The organism is Tatumella citrea, assembly GCF_002163585.1.
Classification (GTDB): Bacteria; Pseudomonadota; Gammaproteobacteria; order Enterobacterales; family Enterobacteriaceae; genus Tatumella; species Tatumella citrea.
This window is the reverse complement of sequence record NZ_CP015579.1, coordinates 1,451,627-1,473,835: the sequence shown is the minus strand read 5'-3', so window position 1 is coordinate 1,473,835 and position 22,209 is coordinate 1,451,627. Positions and strand designations below refer to the sequence as shown.

The window sequence follows — 22,209 nt, the reverse complement described above, 5'->3', positions numbered from 1 at the left end:
TCAGTTACTGAGTTTAAGCCTCCCCGGCTTATGTTTCCAGATGGAAAGCATAAGCTGACTAATTATCTACATTTTTTTAACATCAAGCACGATTTAACCTCGACCTGAAAGCATAAAGTGTGTTGTGATCCAATTCACTTTTCATAAGATCAGGTTATACTGCAACTGTTGTTTAATATTCTTAACTTTTACCTGACCAGGCCCTGCGCCGCGGAATAGGATGCAGATACGCGACATGAAACAACTTGCTTCCCCAATATTGTCTTCATTGCTGGATACCGACGCTTACAAGCTTCATATGCAGCAGGCGGTCTATCACCGCTATCGTGAGGTCTCTGTGACCGCGGAATTTCGCAGTCGCGGAGAAGACCTGCCTGGCCGGTATGCTGATGAAATTCGCCAGCAGATTCAGCTAATGCAGTCTCTGGCTCTTACCAGCGAAGAATATGATTATCTTAGCCGGCTCCCATTCTTCAGTGCTGACTATCTGCAGTGGCTGCGTACTTTCCGGTTTAATCCGCAACAGGTCACGGTGACTGACCAGCAAGACAAACTGGTTATTACGATTAGTGGCTTGTGGGTAGAGGTTATTCTGTGGGAAGTACCGTTGCTGGCAATGATCAGTGAACTGGTGCACCGTGACCGTACACCTGAAACTGGTGTCACTCAGGCAATTGATTACCTGCAAACCAAACTGACAGAATTCAGACAGGCTTCAGCTGATCTTGATCTCAGTCGATTCCGGCTGATGGATTTTGGTACCCGCCGCCGCTACTCTCGTCAGGTTCAACAGGCGATTGTTGAAACGCTGAAACAGGATGTCAGTTGGCTCACCGGCACCAGTAATTACGATTTGGCCAGACGCCTGGACATCACCCCGGTAGGGACCCAGGCTCATGAATGGTTCCAGGCTCACCAGCAAATCAGCCCGGACCTGGCAAACAGCCAGCGCGCTGCCTTGCAGGTATGGCTGGATGAATACCATGATAAGTTGGGCATTGCCCTGACTGACTGTATCAGTACCGATGTTTTCCTGCGAGATTTTGATTTTAGTTTTGCCAGCCGTTATCAGGGCTTGCGTCATGATTCAGGTGAACCTCGCGAATGGGGCGAAAAAGTTATCTCCCACTATCGCAAGCTGGGTATTGACCCGCAGACTAAAACATTAGTGTTTTCCGATAATCTGACGCTGAATAAAGCACTCGAGCTTTATCGCCATTTTGACAGTCGAATTAATGTCATTTTCGGTGTCGGGACCCGTCTTACCTGTGATATTCCGGGCGTACAGCCGTTGAATATTGTGATTAAGCTTGTCAGTTGCAACGGTAAGCCCGTCGCCAAGTTATCTGACAGCCCCGGTAAAATGATCTGCCATGATCAGTCATTCGTTCGTGCTCTGCAAAAAGCTTTCGACCTGCCACCGGTCAAACGAGCCAGCTAAAATTCGCGGAGAGGAGTGATTCTCTCCGCCCGCATGACTAAATCACTCCGCTTCGCGTAATTTTTCTTGTTTCCTGAAAACTCGCAAGTAACATATCTGCCATCCCCTGATGGGGCATTTATAAACATTATTGAATAGAGAGATAATTATGAGCGTAGTGCCTGTAGTGGACGTACTGCAAGGCCGGGTTGCTGTTGACAGTGAAGTCACAGTACGCGGCTGGGTTCGTACCCGTAGAGATTCCAAAGCCGGTCTTTCTTTTATCGCCATTTATGACGGTTCCTGCTTTAATCCCGTTCAGGCAGTTGTGAATAATTCTCTTAATAATTATCAGGATGAAGTATTACATCTGACCACCGGCTGTTCTGTAATTGTCACCGGCAAGGTCGTTGAGTCTCCGGGACAAGGTCAGGCTTTTGAGATTGCGGCCACTGAAATTGAAGTGACCGGCTGGGTCGAAGACCCGGATAGCTATCCGATGGCGGCTAAACGTCACAGTATCGAATATCTGCGCGAAGTTGCTCACCTGCGTCCGAGAACTAACCTGATCGGTGCGGTGGCCCGTGTTCGTCATACTCTTGCTCAGGCTATTCACCGTTTCTTCCATGAAAATGGCTACTTTTGGGTTTCAACCCCGTTAATCACCGCCTCTGATACCGAAGGTGCCGGAGAATTATTCCGCGTATCTACCCTTGATCTTGAAAATCTGCCACGCACCGAACAAGGCAAAGTCGACTTTAGTGAAGACTTCTTTGGTCAGGAGTCATTTCTGACCGTTTCCGGACAGCTGAATGGTGAAACCTATGCCAGCGCCCTGTCCAAAATCTACACCTTTGGTCCGACTTTCCGTGCAGAAAACTCTAACACCAGTCGCCACCTGGCGGAATTCTGGATGATTGAGCCGGAAATCGCCTTTGCTGATCTTAACGATGCTGCAGCGCTGGCTGAAGCCATGCTGAAATATGCGTTTAAAGCGGTGCTGGCGGAACGTCCGGATGATATGGCGTTCTTTGCCGAACGTGTAGATAAAGAAGCCATCACCCGCCTGGAAACCTTTATCGAGGCTGATTTTGCCCAGGTTGATTATACCGATGCCATCGAGATTCTGTTAAAAAGCGGGCAAACCTTCGAGAACCCGGTGTCATGGGGTATTGACCTCTCCTCAGAGCATGAACGTTTCCTGGCTGAAAAACATTTCTGTGCTCCGGTCGTGGTTAAAAACTACCCTAAAGACATCAAAGCCTTCTATATGCGCCTTAATGATGACGGTAAAACAGTAGCAGCTATGGACGTACTGGCACCGGGGATTGGTGAAATTATCGGTGGTTCACAGCGTGAAGAAAGGCTGGATGTGTTTGATCAGCGTCTGGCGGATATGGGACTGAATAAAGAAGATTACTGGTGGTACCGCGACCTGCGTCGTTACGGCACCGTGCCTCACTCAGGTTTTGGACTGGGTTTCGAACGTTTAATCGCTTATGTCACCGGCGTACAAAATGTAAGAGACGTTATCCCCTTCCCACGTACCCCAAGGAATGCTAATTTCTAAATTGAAATTAAAGCATAACAAATTCATATAGATAATAAAGCCGGCATCGTCCGGCTTTTTTGTTTTCTGAAATATTGATTAGTCTCACAAAGTTCCGTAGAATTTACATGTTGTAATACATTTTTGCACAATGAAACTGTAATACTACTTTTGTAGCATATTCGGGCTAGAAATGGCATCGTATGAATGGAAAGATGCCTTTGACACAGAAAGACACGAAACTTCGCAATCGGTTCTCGTAAAGAATTATTGACGGTAGTGGCAGTAGTCTACAATAAACTCCAATGAGGGTAATAAATGATGAAGCGCAACATCCTGGCAGTCGTGATCCCAGCTTTACTCGTTGCTGGCGCAGCAAACGCTGCAGAAATCTATAATAAAGACGGCAACAAGCTGGATCTGTACGGTAAAGTCGACGGCCTGCACTATTTTTCTAAAGATAGCGGAAGCGATGGCGACCAGTCTTACATCCGTTTTGGTTTCAAAGGTGAAACTCAGATTAATGACTGGCTGACCGGTTACGGCCAGTGGGAATACAACGTTCAGGCAAACAACTCTGAAGGTTCTGATGCACAAGACGGCAACAAAACCCGTCTGGGCTTCGCTGGTCTGAAAGCTGGCCAGTACGGTTCTATCGACTACGGTCGTAACTACGGTATCACCTATGACGTTCTGGGCTGGACCGATATGATCCCAGAATTTGGTGATGACTACGCAGTATCTGACACCCTGACTGGTCGTACTACTGGCGTTGCTACTTACCGTAACACCAACTTCTTTGGTCTGGTTGACGGATGGAACTTTGCTGTTCAGTACCAGGGCAAAAATGACCGTGATGATTCTAACTTCCAGAAATCAAACGGCGACGGCTACGGTATTTCTACCAGCTATACTTCACCAATTGGTGTTGGCATTACTGGTTCATTTGCTTCTCAGAACCGTACTGACGCACAGAAAACTGGCTATTACGGAAAAGGCGACCACGCACAGGTTTGGGCTACCGGCCTGAAATATGATGCGAACAACGTATACCTGGCAGCAACCTATGCTCAAGGTCAGAACATTTCGCCAATCTCTAAAACTGTAGACACCGTTACTAATTCTGGTTTTGCTAACAAAACTCAGGACATTGAAATCGTTGCTCAGTACCAGTTCGACTTCGGTCTGCGTCCATCCCTGGGCTACGTACAGACCAAAGCTAAAGATGTTGAAGGTATCGGTGACGTAGATATCGTTAAATATGTTGACGTTGCAGCAACTTATTACTTCAACAAAAACATGTCTACCTATGTTGATTACAAAATCAACCAGCTGAACAAAGACAACCAACTGGGCATTGCAAGCGACGACACCGTTGCTGTTGGTCTGGTTTACCAGTTCTAAGTTTCCACTACGGAAATTATCTGCGGGGCCGTTTACGGCCCCGTTTTTTTTGCCTGTGATATAGCGCTATGTTGCTGTTCATACAAAGTTCAGGACATTACTGCATTCATCCTAACCACCGGCGTTATTTGAAAAAATAATGATCCCGGGCAGATAAAATTGCCCTGCAACTGTTGGCAATTTGCTGAGCTCAGGATAACCTTGAACTATTGCTAACCGTTTCTCTACTCATTATCGGGTCTCACTCATGTTTGAACTAATTTCTGCTGCACCTGCTGATCCTATTTTAGGCCTGGCTGATCTGTTTCGCGCCGATGAACGTCCGAATAAAATTAATCTCGGCATTGGTGTTTATAAAGATGAAACAGCAAAAACCGCAGTACTGACCAGTGTGAAAAAAGCAGAACAATATTTGCTTGAAACGGAAACAACCAAAAATTATCTGAGTATCGATGGCTATCCGGTTTTTGGCCGCGTGACTCAGGAATTGCTGTTTGGTAAAGAAAACCCGCTGCTGGCTTCCGGACGAGTGCGCACCGCACAGACCCCGGGAGGCACCGGAGCGTTAAGAGTCGCTGCCGATTTTCTGGTGCAACAGACTGCCGTAAAACGTGTCTGGGTCAGTGACCCAAGCTGGCCTAATCATAAAAGTATCTTCACTGCCAGTGGCCTCGAAGTCTGTACTTACCGTTACTATGATGCAGAAAATCATCAGCTGGATTTTCCGGCCATGTTGCAGTCTTTACAGCAGGTTGCTGCCGGTGATGTCGTTCTGTTCCACGGATGCTGCCACAACCCAACCGGCATCGACCCAACACCTGAGCAATGGCAGCAGCTTGCAGAACTTTCGCTGTCGCGTGGATGGTTGCCTCTGTTTGATTTCGCCTATCAGGGATTCGGTAACGGACTGGACGAAGATGCTGCGGGTCTGCGCCTGTTTGCAGAAAAACACAAGGAAATGCTGGTCTGCAGCTCTTATTCCAAAAACTTTGGCCTGTACAACGAACGTGTGGGTGCTGTCACACTGATTGCAGAAAATGAAGCTGCGGCGACCGCTGCATTCAGTCAGATTAAATTTGCGATTCGCGCAAATTACTCTAACCCGCCATCACACGGCGCGGCGATTGTGGCTACCATTCTTAGCGATGACAATCTGCGCTCTATCTGGGAGCAGGAGTTATCAGATATGCGCCAGCGTATTCAGAGAATGCGTCAGTTATTTGTGAATACACTGACTGACAAAGGCGCTAATCAGGATTTCACTTTTATCAATAAGCAGAACGGAATGTTTTCTTACAGTGGCCTGACAACTGCTCAGGTACACCGCCTGCGGAGTGAGTTTGGTATTTATGCTGTCGATTCAGGCAGGATTAACATTGCCGGGATGACTCCGGACAATATGTCAACGCTGTGCGAATCGATTATCGCAGTGCTGTAACTTACCGCACCATTAAAAAAGCCATCCTTTGAGATGGCTTTTTTTGGCACGATTCAGGTGAGAAATGGGTTCGAAATACGTTCCCGCCCTAATGTTGAACGTGGCCCGTGACCCGCAATAAAAGTAACATCATCTCCCAGCGGTAGCAGAGTATCGACAATCGACTCAATCAGGTGCTGATGATTGCCCTGAGGGAAGTCTGAACGCCCCACTCCGCCTCTGAAGATAACATCTCCGGAAATCAGTAACCTGGCCTGACGGTCAAAAAAAACGATATGTCCCGGAGTATGCCCCGGACAGTGAAACACTTCCAGAGTATGGTTACCCACGGCAACCGTTTCCCCGGCGGTCAGCCACTGATCGGGTTGTAAAGGTTCGCAGTATGGGAAACCAAACATCTGGCTTTGTGCCGGTAATGAATCCAGCAAAAATTTATCGCGGATATCTGGCCCAATCACCGGAATCTGATAACGATCGGCTAACACCGCTGCGGCACCCACATGATCAAGATGTCCGTGGGTCAGAAGAATTTGTTTAGGGGTTTTCTGTAAGGTCATCAGCGCCTGCAAAATGACATCGGCATCTCCGCCGGGGTCTACCACTGCAGACTCACCTGTTTCATCACACCAGATAATCGAACAATTCTGGGAAAACGCAGTCACTGTAACAAGCTGATAGTGCAATTGACTCAAAGAATAAACCTCAAATAAAACAGAATATTATGACCAGTGGCGCACAGGTCCGGTATCAATATGTACAAAATCGCTTTTCGGATAATAGCCTACTCCGCCGGCGCGCATTTTCATGGCTGCCGCACGAACGGTCGACAGCTGAACCCCTTCAATATGAAAATCCATTGCCTGGCCAAGTGTATGATAGCTGTGTTTGGCTACACCACTGCTATGAGCACGTAACCGGTTATTCGTTGCCAGAGAGCGATAACCCGAAATCAGTTGTACCGGTTTACGCGTTCCCAGCATTACCTGTAGACGATAAAGCTGATCAAATAACCGCGGGTCGATAGACCGAACCTGATTCGCACGATAATCACGGAAGAAATGGTTAAGACGAGCCAGTTCACTTTTATTGTAACTGGTTCCGTTGAAGAATTCCGTTTTCAGTGACTCTCCGGTATTGAGATTATTAAGAGTCAGAATTCGCGGACGTGAAGAGGATACTGAAGCTTCTGCCAGACCCGGTAACAAAACCAGTCCGGCGGAAGCTCCGCCTAATAACAGCAGCTTGCGGCGCTGGGAATCAAATTTATCCATGAAAAGCTATAACCTGAGGCAATGGAACAAAAAACAGACAAAACGAACCATAACCAGATGGGCAGGATGCGTCAAGCAGACCACAGGCAATAAATGCTCAATACCTGAAATAAAAAACTGAAACAGTAGCCACCATCACAATTTAGTAGGGTGACAACTGCTTCAGCTCAGACTTCAGAGAATAAATTTACCGGCATTACCGACACTGCTCTGCCCGTTACGTGCCAGATTATCATAATTGTAAATATCGGTGCGGAACTGCGGTTTACCATCATCGGCAACCCAGGCAGTAAGATAGTAGAGATTCACCGGTATCCGGTGGCGGATAGCCACAAAACGGGTATCACCCTGTTGAATTGCACCGGAAATCCGGCTGCCATCCCAGCCCACATTCTGCAGTAACAGCCCCGCCAGCTCTGATGCCTTGTTTATCCTGACACAACCGGAGCTTAATGCCCTGATATCACGCTGGAATAACATGTGATTTGGGGTGTCATGCAGATAGATAGCATCGGAACTTGGCATATTAAATTTATAGCGACCTAACGCATTTTGCGGCCCAGGTGACTGGCGGATACGGTACGGGAAAGTGGCAGGGTTCACCATAGTCCAGTTAATCGTTTCCGGATTCACCACGGTGGAATCAGCACTCCAGCCAGAAAATAGCGTGAAACCATGCTTTTCCAGATAAGAAGGATCGCTTTTAGCCTTAGGAACAATATCTTCCCTGACCAGACTGGTAGGGACATTCCATGGCGGATTAAGTACCACGTTATTCAACGCACTACGCATCAAAGGCGTCTTTCTGTCAGGGCGGCCGACAATGACCCTTGAGCGCAGAATAGTTTTCCCGTCTTCATAAAAATTCATCGAGAAGTTAGGGATATTCACCATAATACCGTTATGCATATCGTCAGGCAGCAAACGCAACCGCTGCATATTAAGAGCCAGCAATCCGGCACGCATACGTGGTGTGACATTCAGCCATTCTCGAGTGCGGGCCCCGATAACACCATCCGGTGCCAGCCCCTGCCATTGCTGAAACCGTTTGACGGCATCAACCAGTTCAGGGCTGTAAACAGTTTGCGGATCAACCGGAGTAGCTGAAGGCGTTACAGGTGCAGTTCCCTGACTTGTCAGCGGAGGCGTTCCGTTACCGCTATCTGTGACTAAAGAACTCTTCTGAACTGCCGGTGTAGCAGGTGCTGATGATGTGCTGGCAGCGGCAGGAGAGATAACAACCGGATGAACGGCTGGTGACGGTGTATTATCCATTGGTGAGGCATTTGCGCTCAGCATTCCGCTACGGATCAGGATATCACGCAGCACCGGAATTTCCGGGCTGCTGTCTCCCGGCCTGACAGATCCCCGGCCATTCATATGCGGCCAGGTCTCGTGGTCAGCAAGTAATTTTTTCAATGCGTCCTGCATTGGCAGATATTGTGGGTGCTGCGGAGCTAATCCGGTAATAAACGCCGCATCCCGGTGGCCATTCACAGCACTTTGCCATAACGATATCTGTCCTGACGGCGGCATAGCCAGCGCATACGGAGTATTGCCATACAACCAGCTTTCCCCTTTTATCGGCGCTTCAGCAGCAAATTGCAGATAACCAAGCATTGCGTCAGATAAAATAAGATCTCTTTGCATTCCGGTAATATCACTGCGCGAAAGCCAGCTGATCCATTGCCCGAATTGAGGTTGCACACCAGAAAGTGCGACTTCCGCCAGCTGCTGCTGGAATCTTTCAACTGCCTGCTGATCCTGCCACATTGGCTGCATATGCCGCGCATGATACAGAGCTGCAAGTTCAGATAAGTAGTAAGGATGTATCCCGCCGGGCAAAGCACTGGTAATAGCGCTAAAGCTTTCTGCCGGCGCATGGAGATTTGTATGCTGATGATGAACTTCAGTCCCGGTCATCCCTTGTGCTGCCAAAAGTGATGAACCAGGCATCAATGCTAATGACAGCCCGCAGATTAATAATAAAGGCCTGAATTTATGACCATTTTTCAACATCCCTGACCCCTTATGTCTTACCGTAAGCAACAACAGTAGTCCAGACTTAGAATTTTCGCACTATCACATTCAGTTTAAACAATAAAACGGCATTTGCTGAAAAACAAATGCCGTTTTATGTTAATTAATTTCCGGATTCACTGAACCCGGCAACCTTCAGTTAACTCTCTGTCAACTGTCCGGCCGGAGGTGTCGCCGCTGAAGGTTCAGGACCAAATCCCCTTAAACCGACCACATGCACATGCTCCGTATTATTAATGACTTTACGTACCAGTTTATAGGTCGTGCCTTTCTCCGGACTAATATTTTCCGGGGCAGCAATCACCAGTTGCATGTCCAGACGTTCACAGAGTTCAAACAGTGTTGCAATCGAACGGCCATCAAGACGTGCTGCTTCATCCAGGAACAGCAACCGGCAAGGAGAAATATCTTTGCCGCGCAAACGACGTGACTCTTCTTCCCAGCTCTGAACTACCATAACCAGAATTGACATCCCGGTACCGATAGCTTCCCCGGTGGACAATGCACCACTCTCTGCCCGTAGCCATCCATCAGAACCACGGTTAACTTCAACTTCCATTTCCAGATAGTTACGGTAGTCCAGCAATTCCTCGCCAATCACTTGCGGTGTGCGTTGTCCAAGGTCAATCTGCGGATTCAGGCGCTGGTAAAGTTTTGCCAGTGCTTCTGAAAATGTCAGACGCTGGCTGTTAAACAGATCCTGATGCTGCTCGTGATCGCTGGCTAAAGTCTCAAGTAACACAGAGTGGGCTTCACGAACATTAACGTTCAGACGAACGCTATTGACCTGGCCAAAACTCACGGCCTGCAGCCCCTGGTTAAGTTGACGAATACGATTCTGTTCACGCTGAATAGTCTTACGAATAATATTCGCTGCACTACGTGAGCTGATTGCCAGATTTTGTTCACGGGCAGTCAGTTCTTCAGTCAGGCGATTCAGCTCGATTTCCATCTGTTCGATCGCTTCAACCGGATCATCAGTACGAATGATATCCTGGCGAATACGCTCGCGAAGATGCTGATACACCGCAATAAAGAAGCGGATCTTACGTTCCGGATATTTCGGGTCTTCCGACAATCGCAATACATCACGCAGATGTTCATTGTCGGCGACCGCCAGACGCAATGCTCCGAGTGCCTTATCTGACATTGAGCGCAGTTCATCACCACTCAGATACGCCAGCTCACGACGGTGCAGACGACGTTCAATACCGTTGTCTTTGACCAGCCGCATAACATTGCACCATCCGGCCTTGGCACGGACAACCTGCTCCCGGTTTTGCGCATAGTCACGTTCCAGTTTACGTAACCTTTTCTGTAAGGCATCCATTTCGGCTTCACAGAAAGTGATTTGTTTTTCCAGTTGATTACGGCGGGCCCTGTTATGGCTTAACTGGTTATACAACTCATCACGACGCAATCTGGAGCGCTCTTCTGCACTGGTATCCGCAGCCACACCGATATCCTGCATCTCCTGATGTAATTCACGGAGCATGTCTTTTTTGGCATCGTAGGAGCTTTTCAGAGAAGCCAGTACACGGGAATATTGAGTCAGTACAGACTGATGTTCCCGAAGTTTCTCTCTGGCCTGGGCACGTTCACCTTCGGCCTGTTCCAGCTGCTTACGCAATTTGTTACTGAGATCACTATTACCATCCAGCATGCTGCCGGAGTCGGCATAGCTGAAATGGGCGCGGCGTTGCAGAACTTCCGTCAGCGCAAATGACTGCTGACGATATTCCCGTTGCTTCTGTTGCGCTGTCTGATAATCAGCCTGTAACTGTGCATGCTGCTGAGGATCACTTTGCAGAACCGGTAACAAAGTTTCCAGTTTAGTGATTTTGCTGGCGTGCTGATGAAGATAACGGGAAGCTTCCTGTGCTTCTTCAACATGTTCACGAATTTCTTCACAACGATCTGCCAGTGTTTCATCCTGCAGCAGGCTGACCCGCGGCAGCAACCGGTTCAGGCGGGCAACCCCCTCTTTTGCAGCTTCATACTGCTGGCGTTGCTGAACGGTCTCATTTTCATGCTGATTCAGTGAACGCTCAATATCAATGCGCTGGCTGTTCAGCTGACGAATTTGTTCCTCAGGATCCTGCTCAAAGGCAATCGCCAGATGGCTGCCGATGAAACGGCTGAACGACTGATGCAGCCTCTGGGTTTTCTGGACATCGAAAGATAATGTGGCATAAGTTTCGGCCAGTTTTTCACGTTCGTTATGCAGTAATTCCAGCTGATTTTCCCTGGCTGCTCTGCCAAACAACGGTACTTTAGGGAAACGGGAATAACGCCACTGACGATCAGCCACCTTAACAATAACCGCGCCTTCCAGCTCATCGACGCTGAATACACTGTCATCAAATGACTGTGGATCACCTTCAATCAGGTAAAGATCCTCAGGGCAATCTTCCAGACCGGACAACTGTTCCTGAACCAGAGATAAATCCGGGACCACAATGGCATGGCGTGACGGGCCGTATAATGCCGAGAAATACGGAGCATCATCCAGTGTTACGTCATCATAGATCTCAGATAATAAAACACCGCCAAATTTCTCTGCCAGCTGGTTAAGGCGTGCATCTTCGGCACCGCCTGGCTGGCTGAGACGTTCGATTTGTTGCTCTGCTTCACGCTTTTTCGCGGCAACGGCATCACGTTCAACCGTCGTTTCGCGCTCACGTTCCAGCAACTGTTGCATGTAACCCGTAACCTGCTGGCTATTGGTTAATGCCTGGCCGGTTTGCTCGCTTAACTGGGTCAGTATTTCCTGCGCTGCCAGCCAGTGTGGTGCTTTGCTGGTCAGAGACGTGATCTTTTCCCGAATCTGACTCAGAGTCTGGCGCAGAGATAACCGCTGTTCTCCGGCATTAGCTACGGTTTCAGATAAGGCTTCAATCTGTGCTTCCAGCTCACGGTGCAACCCTTCCAGCGCATCGGCATCATATTGCTGTCCCTGACTTTTACAGAAATCAGCCAGCAAACGCTCGGCTTCATTTTGTTCACGTAACCGCTGCTCAAGTTCCGCCAGTCGCAGCCGGAGTGAAGAAAGCTGATCCGCATAATGTCGTTGGGTCGCTGCCTCACGGACAATTTCCCGCCCGGTTTGCCAGGCATCGTGACGGCTCACGGGACCAGAAATTTGGGTGACCAGTTCCAGTGCCTGTTCAAACTGACTGTGGGCTGCTTCAGCCACACTCAGTTTTTGTTCAAGCGACAGTAACTGGCTGGTCGCCTCCTCTTCACGGGCACTGAAGCGCTCCTGCCACTCTTCAGCACTCTCCAGTGATAAGTCAGGGATTTGACAAAGTTCGCGGGCGCGCTGCAGTGCCTGAATAGCCTGCTGATACTGAATAGCACGGGTTTGCTGAACATCCAGTGCTTGCTGGAAGTCGGCCAGCTGGCTCTTCAGTTCATCAACCTCGAGCTCAGCAGCTTCAGATCGTTGCTGATTATCTTCAAAGATCTCTTCCGCTTCCGCCACGACTTCATTTTGTTCTTCCAGACGGAAGGTCAGTTCTTCAAGCTCACTTTCGTAACGCTCAATTTTTTCCTGCTGACGCACCGCAGTCTGAACCAGATTCAGATGATCACTTGCCGCCTGGTAATCGGATTCCAGAGATCCTTCTGCTGCTGAATGCTCTGAAAGCTCCCGGGCCATTTCGACATGCCGGTATTGCCCACTGGCCAGCTCTTTACGCCCGGTGAACAATTCATTTCTCAGTAACAGAGCACCATCCAGATGAATACGGCGCTCATTGGCATGCCGCATATAATCCGCGGCGACATAATCGGTCGCTTCGGTGATCAGATGCTTAAACAGATTACGATCTGACTGAGTGACACGTATCGCTTCCAGTGTCATACGGTTTTCGCGCAGAGCCGCTTCCATATCCTGGAATGCTTTACGCACACCGCCGTTTTCAGGTAACAGGTAATCACGCAGTGAACGGGTTATCGCACTGGAGATCCCGCCATACAATGAGGCTTCAATAAGACGGTAATATTTGCTGCGATCTCCCTGAGTACGAAGGCGACGCGCCACAATTCCCTGCTCAAACATCATGCTGTGATAGTCAGTTACAGAGTTATACTGACGGAAAGTTACGTCTTCCAGTGCATCCAGTCGCTCTTTCACTTCATTAAGAGGCAGTACTTTAGCCTGGCGGCTGTTAACTATTTCAGTCAGCAATTCGGTCGGAGCAACCGACTCAGGCAAGTCATGGACACTAAAAGCTTTAATATCGACTTTCTTATCACGCCCTGAGATTTGTTGTAAGCGCACTCCCACGACAGAACGCTGCCCACGGGAATTAACGACATCCAGCACCGCATAACAAACCCCGGCACGCAATTTACCGTGCAAACCCTTATCGCGTGAGCCACTGGTGGCTCCCGCTTCAGTTGTATTTCTGAAATGCAGCAATGTCAGATCAGGAATTAAGGCGGTAATAAAGGCAGCCATGGTGGTCGATTTACCCGCACCATTTCCCCCGGACAGCGTGGTCACCATATCGTCAAGATCAAAGGTCCGGGCAAAAAAGCCGTTCCAGTTAATCAACGTTAGCGATCGAAACTTTCCACGTTCAATCATTCCTCGTCATCCTCCCCGCTGTCAGCGGCATCATCACTGATCTCATTTTCTGCTTCTGTCTGACTGGCTGTATCCCGCTGCTCGAGCGAAACACCTTCTCCGTCACGGATTAAACGCAACTGTGCTTCACGTGGTTCATCACCACTTCGAACCTCAGCACCAAAACGGAATACTGACTCCATAATCCGAAACTTACTGTTATCATTCCCCATAAACCAGACCATACCCAGTCTGCGCAGGCGGTTGAGTGAGGCACGCACCTTTTCCTGTAATTTCGCCCGATCAAAATCAGAACCGGTTGAACGCTGGTTAACGAAACGCAGCAGTTTCGACTCATCGGCCAGCGATAACAACTCGTCGTACAGTTCCTGCTGAGTAAAGATACCTTCATTGGCCAGCCGCTCTGGGCTAAGGTACAGATAACAAAGAATTTTTCCGACCATCATATCCAGTTCAGACATCACAGATCGGGAAATCAGCGTAGTGGAACGTGGTCGCAGATAAAAGAACCCTTCCGGAGCACGAATCAACTCCACGTGGTAACGGGCATAGAATTCTTCAAATTCACCCTGAAAATCCATTAAAAAGGCATGATTGTCTAATTCTTCAAAACCAATATGCCGGCCTGCTCTCAGTTGACTGTCCAGTGCCGGAAAAATCGGGTTAGCCAGTGCCTGTGCCAGTTTTACCGGCATCACTTGTTCAATATTTGTCGATGACATGTGCCTGCACCTTGGCTCCGTAATCATTTATAATTTGCCACACAGCAGGCAGTCCTGCTAAGTCAGCTTCGGAAACACCTAACCGTACGGCCTGATCGATAACAATTCGCGCTAAATCAAAATGCCGCGCCCGTGGATACTGCGCCAGATATTCTCTCATGACATCGGCCAGATTCAGGGGAATAGCCTGCTGTTTATAGATACGCAATGCTTCTTCAATCATTGCTGCCAGTTGTTCTCTGATTTCATTAAATTCTTCAAACTCCAGCTCCGCCGGTAATTCTCCGGTGACCTCTTCATTTCGTAAGGCCAGTTCATCTTCACGGGTATCAAACAGACGTTCAGCATTTGCATAGGTCAAAGCCCACGGAGACTGAAAATAATTTTGAACAGACTGGCGCAAACGCTGGGCAAAAACCCGGTTTTTGTCCATATCGATGGCAGTTCGGATGAACTTATGAACATGGCGGTCATAGCCAATCCACAGGTCAATTGCCTGTTGGCCCCAACTGGTAATACGGTCTAATTTGCTCTGCAAATCAAACACCAGTTTATCGACAAACCCCAAATCCGGGCTGTTAAGTGTCGCATCCTGAATACGCATCAGACTGGCCTGCAATTTATCACCGGCGGCTTCCAGCGTATCCTGCAGTTCACGCAAGGTACCGGAAGTTTCGGAAAGTAATAATTCACAGCTGGAAATAGCAGCCCGCCAGTCTTTATTCAGCAAAGCGGCAATATCGTCTTTAACGCCCTGCTGCTGTTCATCCATAGTACGCTGAGTCAAATCAATGCTGTCGAAAATCTCTGCCACTGAATACTTAAGCGGTGCAAACACATTTCGATGCCAGTGAAATTCGTCGCCATTCTCTTCGGCAGCATCGGCGGCCCGTTTCAGTTCATTGGCAACAATTGACAGTTGCATTGACAGACGCAGCGTTGAGAATTCACGCTGGCGAATATAATAATCGGTAATTCCAATCCCCAACGGGGTCAGACGGTAGATCGCATGGCCATCAGCCTGTTCGCTGGTAAAGCGATTTAATAATCGCTGTTTTACCATATCATTAATTGCGTTATTCGCTCTGGCTTGAACTGTTTCACTGGTTTGTTCAAAGGCTTTACTGACATGGCGGAAGCCATCAATCAGTTCACCTTCACTCAGTTCACCATCCATCCTTTCGCCGTTCAGTGTCGCGATCGCCAGCAGGAAAGCCAGACGCTCCGTCGGCAGCGATATAGAAAAATCGCTGGTACGGGCCCAGGAAACCAACTCCGGGATCGTCTGGGAGAAATCACTCATAATTGATCCTTTTGCAGAGGTTTACGCGCTGTGACATGAATATACCGGCCCAGGCTCAAAAAAGGTTCCTGACGGCAGAACCGGCGCTCCATTTCGAGGATCCCATCAAAACCATTAGCACTGGGTGGCATATCACGAATAAAATCACTGAACACCCGGATTCCTGCCCGCTGTTCAATGGTAAATCCGCAGTCAGTCAGCCAACCATAGACCTGCTGTGGATCGCGGGGATAATCCGGCGACAACGTTTTCTTCTTGCGCTTTTTCATATCTGCACGCAGATAGCCAAAATTACCCAGCGTCAGATTCTGCATCGTCAGTCCATGAAGATTATAAAACATAAGCGACAATATCCCTCCGGGGGTTAACGCGTCATATAATGCCTTTAGCGTCAGTTCAGGTTCCGCGATCCATTCCAGCACAGCATGAAACAATACCAGATCCGCGGGCTTAACCAAATGGTCAGCGATATCCTGAGCCCGCATTTGTTTAAAAACCATATTATTGTCGGCACCCAGCAGCCTGGCATGCTCTTCAGCACGCTTCAGCATCTCTTCAGAAACATCACCTAACAGGACGTTGTGCCCCTGTAATGCCAGCTTGCTGGAAATTTGCCCGACACCACCACCAGCATCCACCACCGATAATGCTCGCTGTGGAAGATTCGCTAATATAACATTCAGTTCATCCCAAAGAATTGCCTGACGGATTTGACCTTTCGCGGTACCGTAAATATTTTGAGTAAATTTCTCCGCAAGATCATCGAAATTACGATCCTTCATGCTAAAGCTCCGAGCGGGTGGTGAAACGAAATATGCTATTTTGTCACAGCTCTTGCAAGAATGTAGCTTTCATCCCTGAGATCGCGACCGGCTGCTGTTTTTTCAGACAAAACTGGTGATATTTATGCTGTTTATAGTTAAAAAATTGATTGGCGCACTGTTATCTCCCTTGCCGATCATCATCCTGTTCATGGCCTGTGGGCTGTTATTACTCTGGTTCACCCGGCGGCAAAAAACAGCCAAAATAATGATTTCGGCCAGTTGGCTGATTTTATTGCTATTAAGCCTGCAGCCTGTTGCTGATCGATTACTTGCCCCACTGGAGGATCATTATCCCACCTGGCAGGGAAATCAGCCGGTTGATTATATCGTGGTTTTAGGGGGTGGCTACACCTGGAATCCACAGTGGGCGCCAGGATCGAACCTGATTGGTAACAGCCTGCCACGGGTGGCAGAAGGGGTCCGTCAATGGCGTCTCAGCCCGGGGGCAAAATTAATTTTCACAGGGGCAAAGGCCGGGGGGAATCCTCGTAGCAATGCCAGTGTTGCTGCTGAAGTCGCTATGTCACTGGGTGTTCCGGCCACCGATATCATCGAGTTGGATCAGCCTAAAGATACAGCGGAGGAAGCTGCCGCAGTAAAAAATGTGGTAGGCAACCACTCCCTGCTGCTGGTGACCTCGGCGAACCACTTACCAAGGGCCATGATATTTTTCCAACGTCAGGGATTACACCCCTTCCCCGCGCCCGCCAACCAGCTCGCGATCAACAGTCCGTTAAACTTTTGGGAAAGGATAACACCTTCTGCACTATGGCTTTCGCACAGTGAACGAGCCTGGTACGAAACACTGGGCGGATGGTGGCAGAAGCTGACCGGTTAGGCCATCAGCCGAGCCAGGGGAGAAGATCAGTTTTGGCTTGTGCAAACAACCGGGCAGAAAATGGCCGGTTGTACACCACCTGCTCAGCTTCATGCCATAACCGGTATAAGGCGCAACGCCAGATAAACCCTTCATCCAGTGGATAGCGTTGACGATAAGCAAGGATCAAACTCTGGCCGGCAGCCTCTGTCCACAGCCGAAACAATTCATACTCAGCTGGTGCCCAGAGTATTCTGCCAGGCTGAACCATGGCAAGTAACCGGTCAGTATGCGAATCTTTGATAATATTCTTTAATTCGAGATTACCGTGAATCATTACATTTGGCTGACTAAGATCGGCAAATAAATCATCATGTCGGACCTGCGTCCGGTGTAAAATTTGCAAATCTTCCGCGGAAAGGACTGAAGGCTGTTTTTGCTGTAACAATGAAAAAAGTACTGAAGTGTACTGAAAATACCAGTCCGGCCAGCTCAGATTCTGACTGCTGTCAATGTAGCCACTCATGCCGTCAGCAGTCTGGCTGTGCCAGGATGACAGGCCATCAATAATTTGCTGTTCGAGGAATTCCCATTGCGGGGCCGAATGGGTCGGGACTTCCGCAGAAATTCCGCCTAATCGTTCCACCAGTAGTAATTCGTGAAAAGGAGGTCTTTCACTGAGGACGACGCCATAAACAGTGGGTACATGAACTGTTCCCTTCTGGCGTAACAACATCAGTTTCCTGGCTTCCTGTTCAGCCAGACCTGGCTGAGAAAAATAACGGACGGCCATGGGCATTGCCTGCCCGGATTGATCATAGAGTGCATACAGGCAGGACTGTGGCTGGCAGTTCAGGGTCTCGACTCTGCTGACCGATTCACCGAGGATAAGACTAAGCTCTGATTTTAACAGTTCCATGTTACCTCCTGAAAACTGACTGCCAGACAGCGGATACCGTTTCGCTACCCGTTGACACCACAGATTACTTACTGGTCAGAATTTCACGTACACGTTGCAGGTCATGCGGTGTATCGACACCCACTTGTGGCGTTTCTATAGCTACATCGACATGAATCTTTTCGCCATACCAAAGCACACGAAGCTGTTCCAGTAATTCAATTTGCTCCAGTGCACAAGGCTGCCAGCTGATGTAACGTCTGATAAAGCCGGCCCGGTAAGCATAAATACCAATATGCCGTAGCAAAGTATCCCCTGCCTGTTCGCGGGAATGCTCATACCGCTGGCGATCCCAGGGGATCGTCGCCCTGGAAAAATAGAGTGCGTAACCCTGATGATCGGTGACAACTTTTACTGCATTTGGGTTGAATGCTTCTTCCGCATCAGCTATCGGGACGGCCAATGTCGCCATACCGGAGGTCGCTTTTGCCAGATTATCCGCCACCTGACGGATAATTACTGGCGGGACAAGTGGTTCATCACCCTGAACATTAACGATAATCGTATCATCAGAAAATTCATACTTCCCGATAACTTCAGCCAGGCGTTCAGTGCCTGAATGATGGTCTTCACGGGTCATACAAACTTCGCCGCCAACTGCTGTCACCGCAGCAGCAACGTCCGGGTGATCAGTAGCCACAATGACTCTTGATGCTCCCGAAGCCAGGGCTTTCTGCAATACATGAACAACCATCGGCTGACCATTAATATCCACCAGCGGTTTGCCGGGCAACCGTGTTGAAGCATAACGCGCCGGGATGATGACCACAAAACTCATGGCAGACTCTCTTCCGCAGTCAGAGAACGGGCTTCGTATTCCAGTAAAACCGGAATTCCGTCACGAACGGGGTAGGCTAAGCCATCCGCTTTACAGGTCAGTTCCTGTAATTGTTGGTTAAATTGCAACTTACCATTGCAGACAGGGCATGCCACTATTTCAAGTAAACGGTGATCCATATTTCCTCCATCACGGACCGCAGGGTGCAGCTGATTAGCATACCACAGCCACCCACACAGGAGACATTGTTTGTCGTTAACAGGATTTCGGGAGGAGATAAAATCCCCCCGCTTCAGAGCTGATGATTGGTGGGGTAATCGTTAAAAAGGGATGTTATGACCGACAGAGACGGGTAATTTTTTCCAGCAGTGGCTCGACAGAATCACCAAAGAGCTGTGCTGTAACCGGCAAATACCACCAGTCATCGCGGGCAAAGCTACGGCATTTGACGGCATCTTTTTCGGTCATCAACAGCTGCTGATCGTTCGTCTGTAATTGTGCCAGTTCTTCAGCGCTATATGCATGATGGTCAGCAAAAGCAATTTCAGCCTGCGGGACGACCCCCATTGACCTGAGAGTGGCGAAAAATCGCGGAGGATGTCCAATGCCAGCCATCGCTACAACCCGGGAAAATTCGGACAGAGACCGCCTCTCACCACTTAGCAGGTTAACGGCCTCACCAGCAACAAGCTGCATGCTGATCTCGCCCGGTCCGGCATGACCACCGTTAATGATCACTGCATTAACGTCGCGTAATCTTGATTCCCGTTCTCTCATCGGTCCGGCGGGTAACCACCAGCCATTACCAAAACGCCTGACGCCATCAACCACGACTATCTCAATATCCCGCTGCAATGCGTAATGTTGCAGACCATCATCGGTAACAATGACATCAATCGTTGCGGAGTGAAGTAATGCAGCAACGGCATCAGCCCGACGGGGGGCAACGGCCACCGGAGCACCAGTTCGCTGGAAAATTAACACCGGCTCATCTCCGGCTTCAGCCGTAGTAGTATGTTCATCAAGTAGCAGAGGATAATGAGCAGCTTTCCCGCCATAACCGCGTGACACGACGCCGGCGTTAAGCCCCCTGGCCTGCAGCTGTTCAACCAGCCAGATAACGACAGGAGTCTTACCATTTCCGCCAGCCGTGAGATTACCCACAACGACTACTGGTACCGGGGCGCGCCAGCTTTTTCGCCAGCCTTTAATATAACTCAGGCGAATTAATCCGCTGATGGCACCATACAAAAATGAAAAGGGTAGCAGCAACCGCCACCACCCTGATTTACCACTCCACAGCTTATCGATCATTGACCAAACTGCATTTTATGGAGTTGAGCATAGGTACCACTTTTTTCCAGTAACGCCGAGTGAGTGCCGCGTTCAATGATTCTGCCATCCTCAACAACGACAATTTCATCCGCTTTCTCGATGGTTGATAACCGGTGAGCAATAACCAATGAAGTACGGTTCTTTTGCAGTTCATCCAGAGCTGCCTGAATTGCCCTCTCAGATTCAGTATCCAGTGCTGACGTTGCTTCGTCCAGAATCAGTACCGGGCAGTCACGTAACAGAGCGCGTGCGATAGCAATACGCTGACGCTGACCACCGGATAACAGCACCCCATTTTCGCCGATCACAGTATCCAGTCCATGCTCCATTTTGTTAATAAAGTCCATCGCATGAGCCATTTTAGCGACTTTCTCTATTTCCTCACGGCTGTACTTAGATTCACGGGCATAAGCGATATTATTCGCGATGGTGTCATTGAATAAGTGGACATTCTGAGAAACTAACGCAACCTGATCACGTAATGAATGCAGTGTGTATTCCCGCAGATCATGGCCATCCAGCGTAATCTCCCCGGACTGAATATCATAAAATCGGGTTAACAGGCTGGCGATAGTTGATTTGCCCGAACCGGAACGCCCCACCAGAGCCACTGTTTTACCTGCAGGTAATTTCATGGAGATATCACGCAGTGCCGGAATTTCGCGACCAGGATAACTGAATGTCACATGACGGAACTCAATATCACCTTCAGCCCGCTCTACCACGCGAGTCCCGGTATCCACTTCCTGTTCAGAATCCAGGATGGTGAACAGTGTCTGGCAGGCCGCCATACCGCGCTGAAACTGAGCATTGACGTTGGTCAGCGATTTTAACGGACGCATTAAAGCTATCATAGAAGAGAACACGACCGTAATTGTACCTGCGGTCAGTGTTTCCATTACTCCGGGATAACTGGCGGCATACAGAACAAATGCCAGTGCCAACGAAGCGATAAGCTGAATAATCGGGTCAGAAATTGAGGATGCTGATACCAGTTTCATCCCCTGCTGCCTCATGCGGTTACTGACCACATCAAAGCGCTTGGTTTCTACTTCCTGGCCACCAAAAATCAATACTTCTTTGTGCCCTTTCAGCATCTGTTCCGCACTGGTCGTCACCTGCCCCATAGTATTCTGCATGGTTTTACTGATGCCACGAAAACGTTTAGAGACCATTCGTATCGCTACAGAGACAACCGGAGCCAGCACAATAAGAATCAAAGATAACTGCCAGCTGTAGTAAAACATCATCACAAACAAGCCGATAATGGATGCGCCTTCACGGACTACCGTAACCAGAGCACTGGACGATGACGAAGCGACTTGTTCAGAATCATAAGTGATACGTGATAATAAGGTACCGGTCGATTGCTGATCGAAAAACGCAACCGGCATTCCCATCATATGAGAGAACAACCGACGGCGCATAGCCATCACAACATTCCCGGAAACCCAGGAAATGCAGTAGCTTGAAATATAACTGGTAACACCACGGATCAGCATCAGACCAATAACGGCTAAAGGCATCCATATCAGCACTGATTTATCGGCTTTGCCAAAACCATCATCAAGTAAGGGTTTGAGTAACGATAACATCAGGGTATCGCCTGCAGCATTCAGTATCAGAGCAACAGCCGACACAAAGAGTCCTGCTTTGTGTGGTGCGATGAGTGGCCAGAGCCTGCGGAATGTTTGCCACGTTGAGAGATCTTTATCTGGATGCATTATTTCTTCACGTTGTTAGAGATTGCGGCTTA

At 48.9% G+C, this 22,209-nt stretch carries 17 protein-coding genes; 5 read left to right on the top strand and 12 right to left on the bottom strand.

Annotation, left to right across the window (positions count from 1 at the left end; all coding sequences use genetic code 11):
- Positions 1–235: 235 nt before the first annotated feature.
- The 4 genes from pncB (at position 236) to A7K98_RS06975 (ending at position 5,811) form a co-directional block, all read left to right on the top strand.
- Entirely contained in the window at positions 236–1,441 is a 1,206-nt protein-coding gene (gene pncB, locus A7K98_RS06990; protein ID WP_087490402.1) for a nicotinate phosphoribosyltransferase, read from the top strand.
- 148 nt (positions 1,442–1,589) lie between these two features.
- A complete protein-coding gene (gene asnS, locus A7K98_RS06985) occupies positions 1,590–2,990 on the top strand; it encodes an asparagine--tRNA ligase (RefSeq protein ID WP_087487898.1) in 1,401 nt (466 codons plus the stop codon).
- Between the two features lie 297 nt (positions 2,991–3,287).
- On the top strand, positions 3,288–4,373 hold the full coding sequence (gene ompF, locus A7K98_RS06980; protein ID WP_087487897.1) for a porin OmpF: 1,086 nt from the start codon (positions 3,288–3,290) through the stop codon (positions 4,371–4,373).
- Between the two features lie 247 nt (positions 4,374–4,620).
- On the top strand, positions 4,621–5,811 hold the full coding sequence (locus A7K98_RS06975; RefSeq protein ID WP_087487896.1) for an amino acid aminotransferase: 1,191 nt from the start codon (positions 4,621–4,623) through the stop codon (positions 5,809–5,811).
- 53 nt (positions 5,812–5,864) lie between these two features.
- Here A7K98_RS06975 and A7K98_RS06970 read toward each other — a convergent pair whose 3' ends face one another.
- The 7 genes from A7K98_RS06970 to cmoM form a co-directional block, all read right to left on the bottom strand.
- The gene (locus A7K98_RS06970; RefSeq protein WP_087490401.1) at positions 5,865–6,494 is read right to left on the bottom strand and encodes an MBL fold metallo-hydrolase; all 630 of its coding nucleotides are present in this window, start codon (positions 6,492–6,494) and stop codon (positions 5,865–5,867) included.
- Between the two features lie 36 nt (positions 6,495–6,530).
- Positions 6,531–7,082 carry a YcbK family protein gene (locus A7K98_RS06965; RefSeq protein WP_087487895.1) on the bottom strand — a complete coding sequence of 184 codons (552 nt, stop codon included), beginning with the start codon at positions 7,080–7,082 and terminating at the stop codon, positions 6,531–6,533.
- A 174-nt stretch (positions 7,083–7,256) separates the two neighbouring features.
- Positions 7,257–9,101 (bottom strand): L,D-transpeptidase, encoded by a 1,845-nt coding sequence (ldtD, locus tag A7K98_RS06960; RefSeq protein ID WP_087487894.1) that lies wholly within the window; start codon positions 9,099–9,101, stop codon positions 7,257–7,259.
- A 160-nt stretch (positions 9,102–9,261) separates the two neighbouring features.
- Positions 9,262–13,716 (bottom strand): chromosome partition protein MukB, encoded by a 4,455-nt coding sequence (gene mukB, locus A7K98_RS06955; protein ID WP_087487893.1) that lies wholly within the window; start codon positions 13,714–13,716, stop codon positions 9,262–9,264.
- Positions 13,713–14,438, bottom strand: a complete 726-nt coding sequence (gene mukE / locus A7K98_RS06950) for a chromosome partition protein MukE (protein WP_087487892.1) — start codon at positions 14,436–14,438, stop codon at positions 13,713–13,715. Before mukE ends, mukB begins: the two co-directional genes overlap by 4 nt.
- Positions 14,419–15,741, bottom strand: a complete 1,323-nt coding sequence (mukF, locus tag A7K98_RS06945; RefSeq protein ID WP_087487891.1) for a chromosome partition protein MukF — start codon at positions 15,739–15,741, stop codon at positions 14,419–14,421. Before mukF ends, mukE begins: the two co-directional genes overlap by 20 nt.
- Positions 15,738–16,523, bottom strand: a complete 786-nt coding sequence (gene cmoM / locus A7K98_RS06940; protein ID WP_087487890.1) for a tRNA uridine 5-oxyacetic acid(34) methyltransferase CmoM — start codon at positions 16,521–16,523, stop codon at positions 15,738–15,740. Before cmoM ends, mukF begins: the two co-directional genes overlap by 4 nt.
- A 124-nt stretch (positions 16,524–16,647) precedes the next feature.
- On the opposite strand from cmoM, the gene elyC reads away from it, so the two are divergent.
- Complete coding sequence (elyC, locus tag A7K98_RS06935; protein ID WP_087487889.1) at positions 16,648–17,403, top strand: envelope biogenesis factor ElyC; 756 nt, start codon at positions 16,648–16,650, stop codon at positions 17,401–17,403.
- A gap of 4 nt (positions 17,404–17,407) precedes the next feature.
- Here elyC and A7K98_RS06930 read toward each other — a convergent pair whose 3' ends face one another.
- The 5 genes from A7K98_RS06930 to msbA all read right to left on the bottom strand — a co-directional run bounded on the left by A7K98_RS06930 (position 17,408) and on the right by msbA (position 22,177).
- Complete coding sequence (locus A7K98_RS06930; protein ID WP_087487888.1) at positions 17,408–18,301, bottom strand: phosphotransferase; 894 nt, start codon at positions 18,299–18,301, stop codon at positions 17,408–17,410.
- 64 nt (positions 18,302–18,365) lie between these two features.
- Complete coding sequence (gene kdsB / locus A7K98_RS06925; RefSeq protein ID WP_087487887.1) at positions 18,366–19,118, bottom strand: 3-deoxy-manno-octulosonate cytidylyltransferase; 753 nt, start codon at positions 19,116–19,118, stop codon at positions 18,366–18,368.
- Positions 19,115–19,297, bottom strand: coding sequence for a Trm112 family protein (locus A7K98_RS06920; RefSeq protein WP_087487886.1), 183 nt, complete (start codon positions 19,295–19,297; stop codon positions 19,115–19,117). Before A7K98_RS06920 ends, kdsB begins: the two co-directional genes overlap by 4 nt.
- Positions 19,298–19,451: 154 nt before the next feature.
- Positions 19,452–20,432 (bottom strand): tetraacyldisaccharide 4'-kinase, encoded by a 981-nt coding sequence (lpxK, locus tag A7K98_RS06915; RefSeq protein WP_087487885.1) that lies wholly within the window; start codon positions 20,430–20,432, stop codon positions 19,452–19,454.
- Positions 20,429–22,177, bottom strand: coding sequence for a lipid A ABC transporter ATP-binding protein/permease MsbA (gene msbA / locus A7K98_RS06910; protein WP_087487884.1), 1,749 nt, complete (start codon positions 22,175–22,177; stop codon positions 20,429–20,431). The genes lpxK and msbA overlap by 4 nt, the downstream gene beginning before the upstream one ends.
- Between the last annotated feature and the right edge of the window lie 32 nt (positions 22,178–22,209).

Excerpts from the sequence above, each read along its gene's own strand:
- mukF (WP_087487891.1), bottom strand. The coding sequence starts at position 15,741 with ATGAGTGATTTCTCCCAGACGATCCCGGAGTTGGTTTCCTGGGCCCGT.
- cmoM (WP_087487890.1), bottom strand. The coding sequence starts at position 16,523 with ATGAAGGATCGTAATTTCGATGATCTTGCGGAGAAATTTACTCAAAAT.
- mukE (WP_087487892.1), bottom strand. The coding sequence starts at position 14,438 with ATGTCATCGACAAATATTGAACAAGTGATGCCGGTAAAACTGGCACAG.
- A7K98_RS06930 (WP_087487888.1), bottom strand. The coding sequence starts at position 18,301 with ATGGAACTGTTAAAATCAGAGCTTAGTCTTATCCTCGGTGAATCGGTC.
- mukB (WP_087487893.1), bottom strand. The coding sequence starts at position 13,716 with ATGATTGAACGTGGAAAGTTTCGATCGCTAACGTTGATTAACTGGAAC.
- A7K98_RS06965 (WP_087487895.1), bottom strand. The coding sequence starts at position 7,082 with ATGGATAAATTTGATTCCCAGCGCCGCAAGCTGCTGTTATTAGGCGGA.
- lpxK (WP_087487885.1), bottom strand. The coding sequence starts at position 20,432 with ATGATCGATAAGCTGTGGAGTGGTAAATCAGGGTGGTGGCGGTTGCTG.
- ldtD (WP_087487894.1), bottom strand. The coding sequence starts at position 9,101 with ATGTTGAAAAATGGTCATAAATTCAGGCCTTTATTATTAATCTGCGGG.
- pncB (WP_087490402.1), top strand. The coding sequence starts at position 236 with ATGAAACAACTTGCTTCCCCAATATTGTCTTCATTGCTGGATACCGAC.
- elyC (WP_087487889.1), top strand. The coding sequence starts at position 16,648 with ATGCTGTTTATAGTTAAAAAATTGATTGGCGCACTGTTATCTCCCTTG.
- kdsB (WP_087487887.1), bottom strand. The coding sequence starts at position 19,118 with ATGAGTTTTGTGGTCATCATCCCGGCGCGTTATGCTTCAACACGGTTG.
- A7K98_RS06920 (WP_087487886.1), bottom strand. The coding sequence starts at position 19,297 with ATGGATCACCGTTTACTTGAAATAGTGGCATGCCCTGTCTGCAATGGT.
- msbA (WP_087487884.1), bottom strand. The coding sequence starts at position 22,177 with ATGCATCCAGATAAAGATCTCTCAACGTGGCAAACATTCCGCAGGCTC.
- ompF (WP_087487897.1), top strand. The coding sequence starts at position 3,288 with ATGATGAAGCGCAACATCCTGGCAGTCGTGATCCCAGCTTTACTCGTT.
- asnS (WP_087487898.1), top strand. The coding sequence starts at position 1,590 with ATGAGCGTAGTGCCTGTAGTGGACGTACTGCAAGGCCGGGTTGCTGTT.
- A7K98_RS06975 (WP_087487896.1), top strand. The coding sequence starts at position 4,621 with ATGTTTGAACTAATTTCTGCTGCACCTGCTGATCCTATTTTAGGCCTG.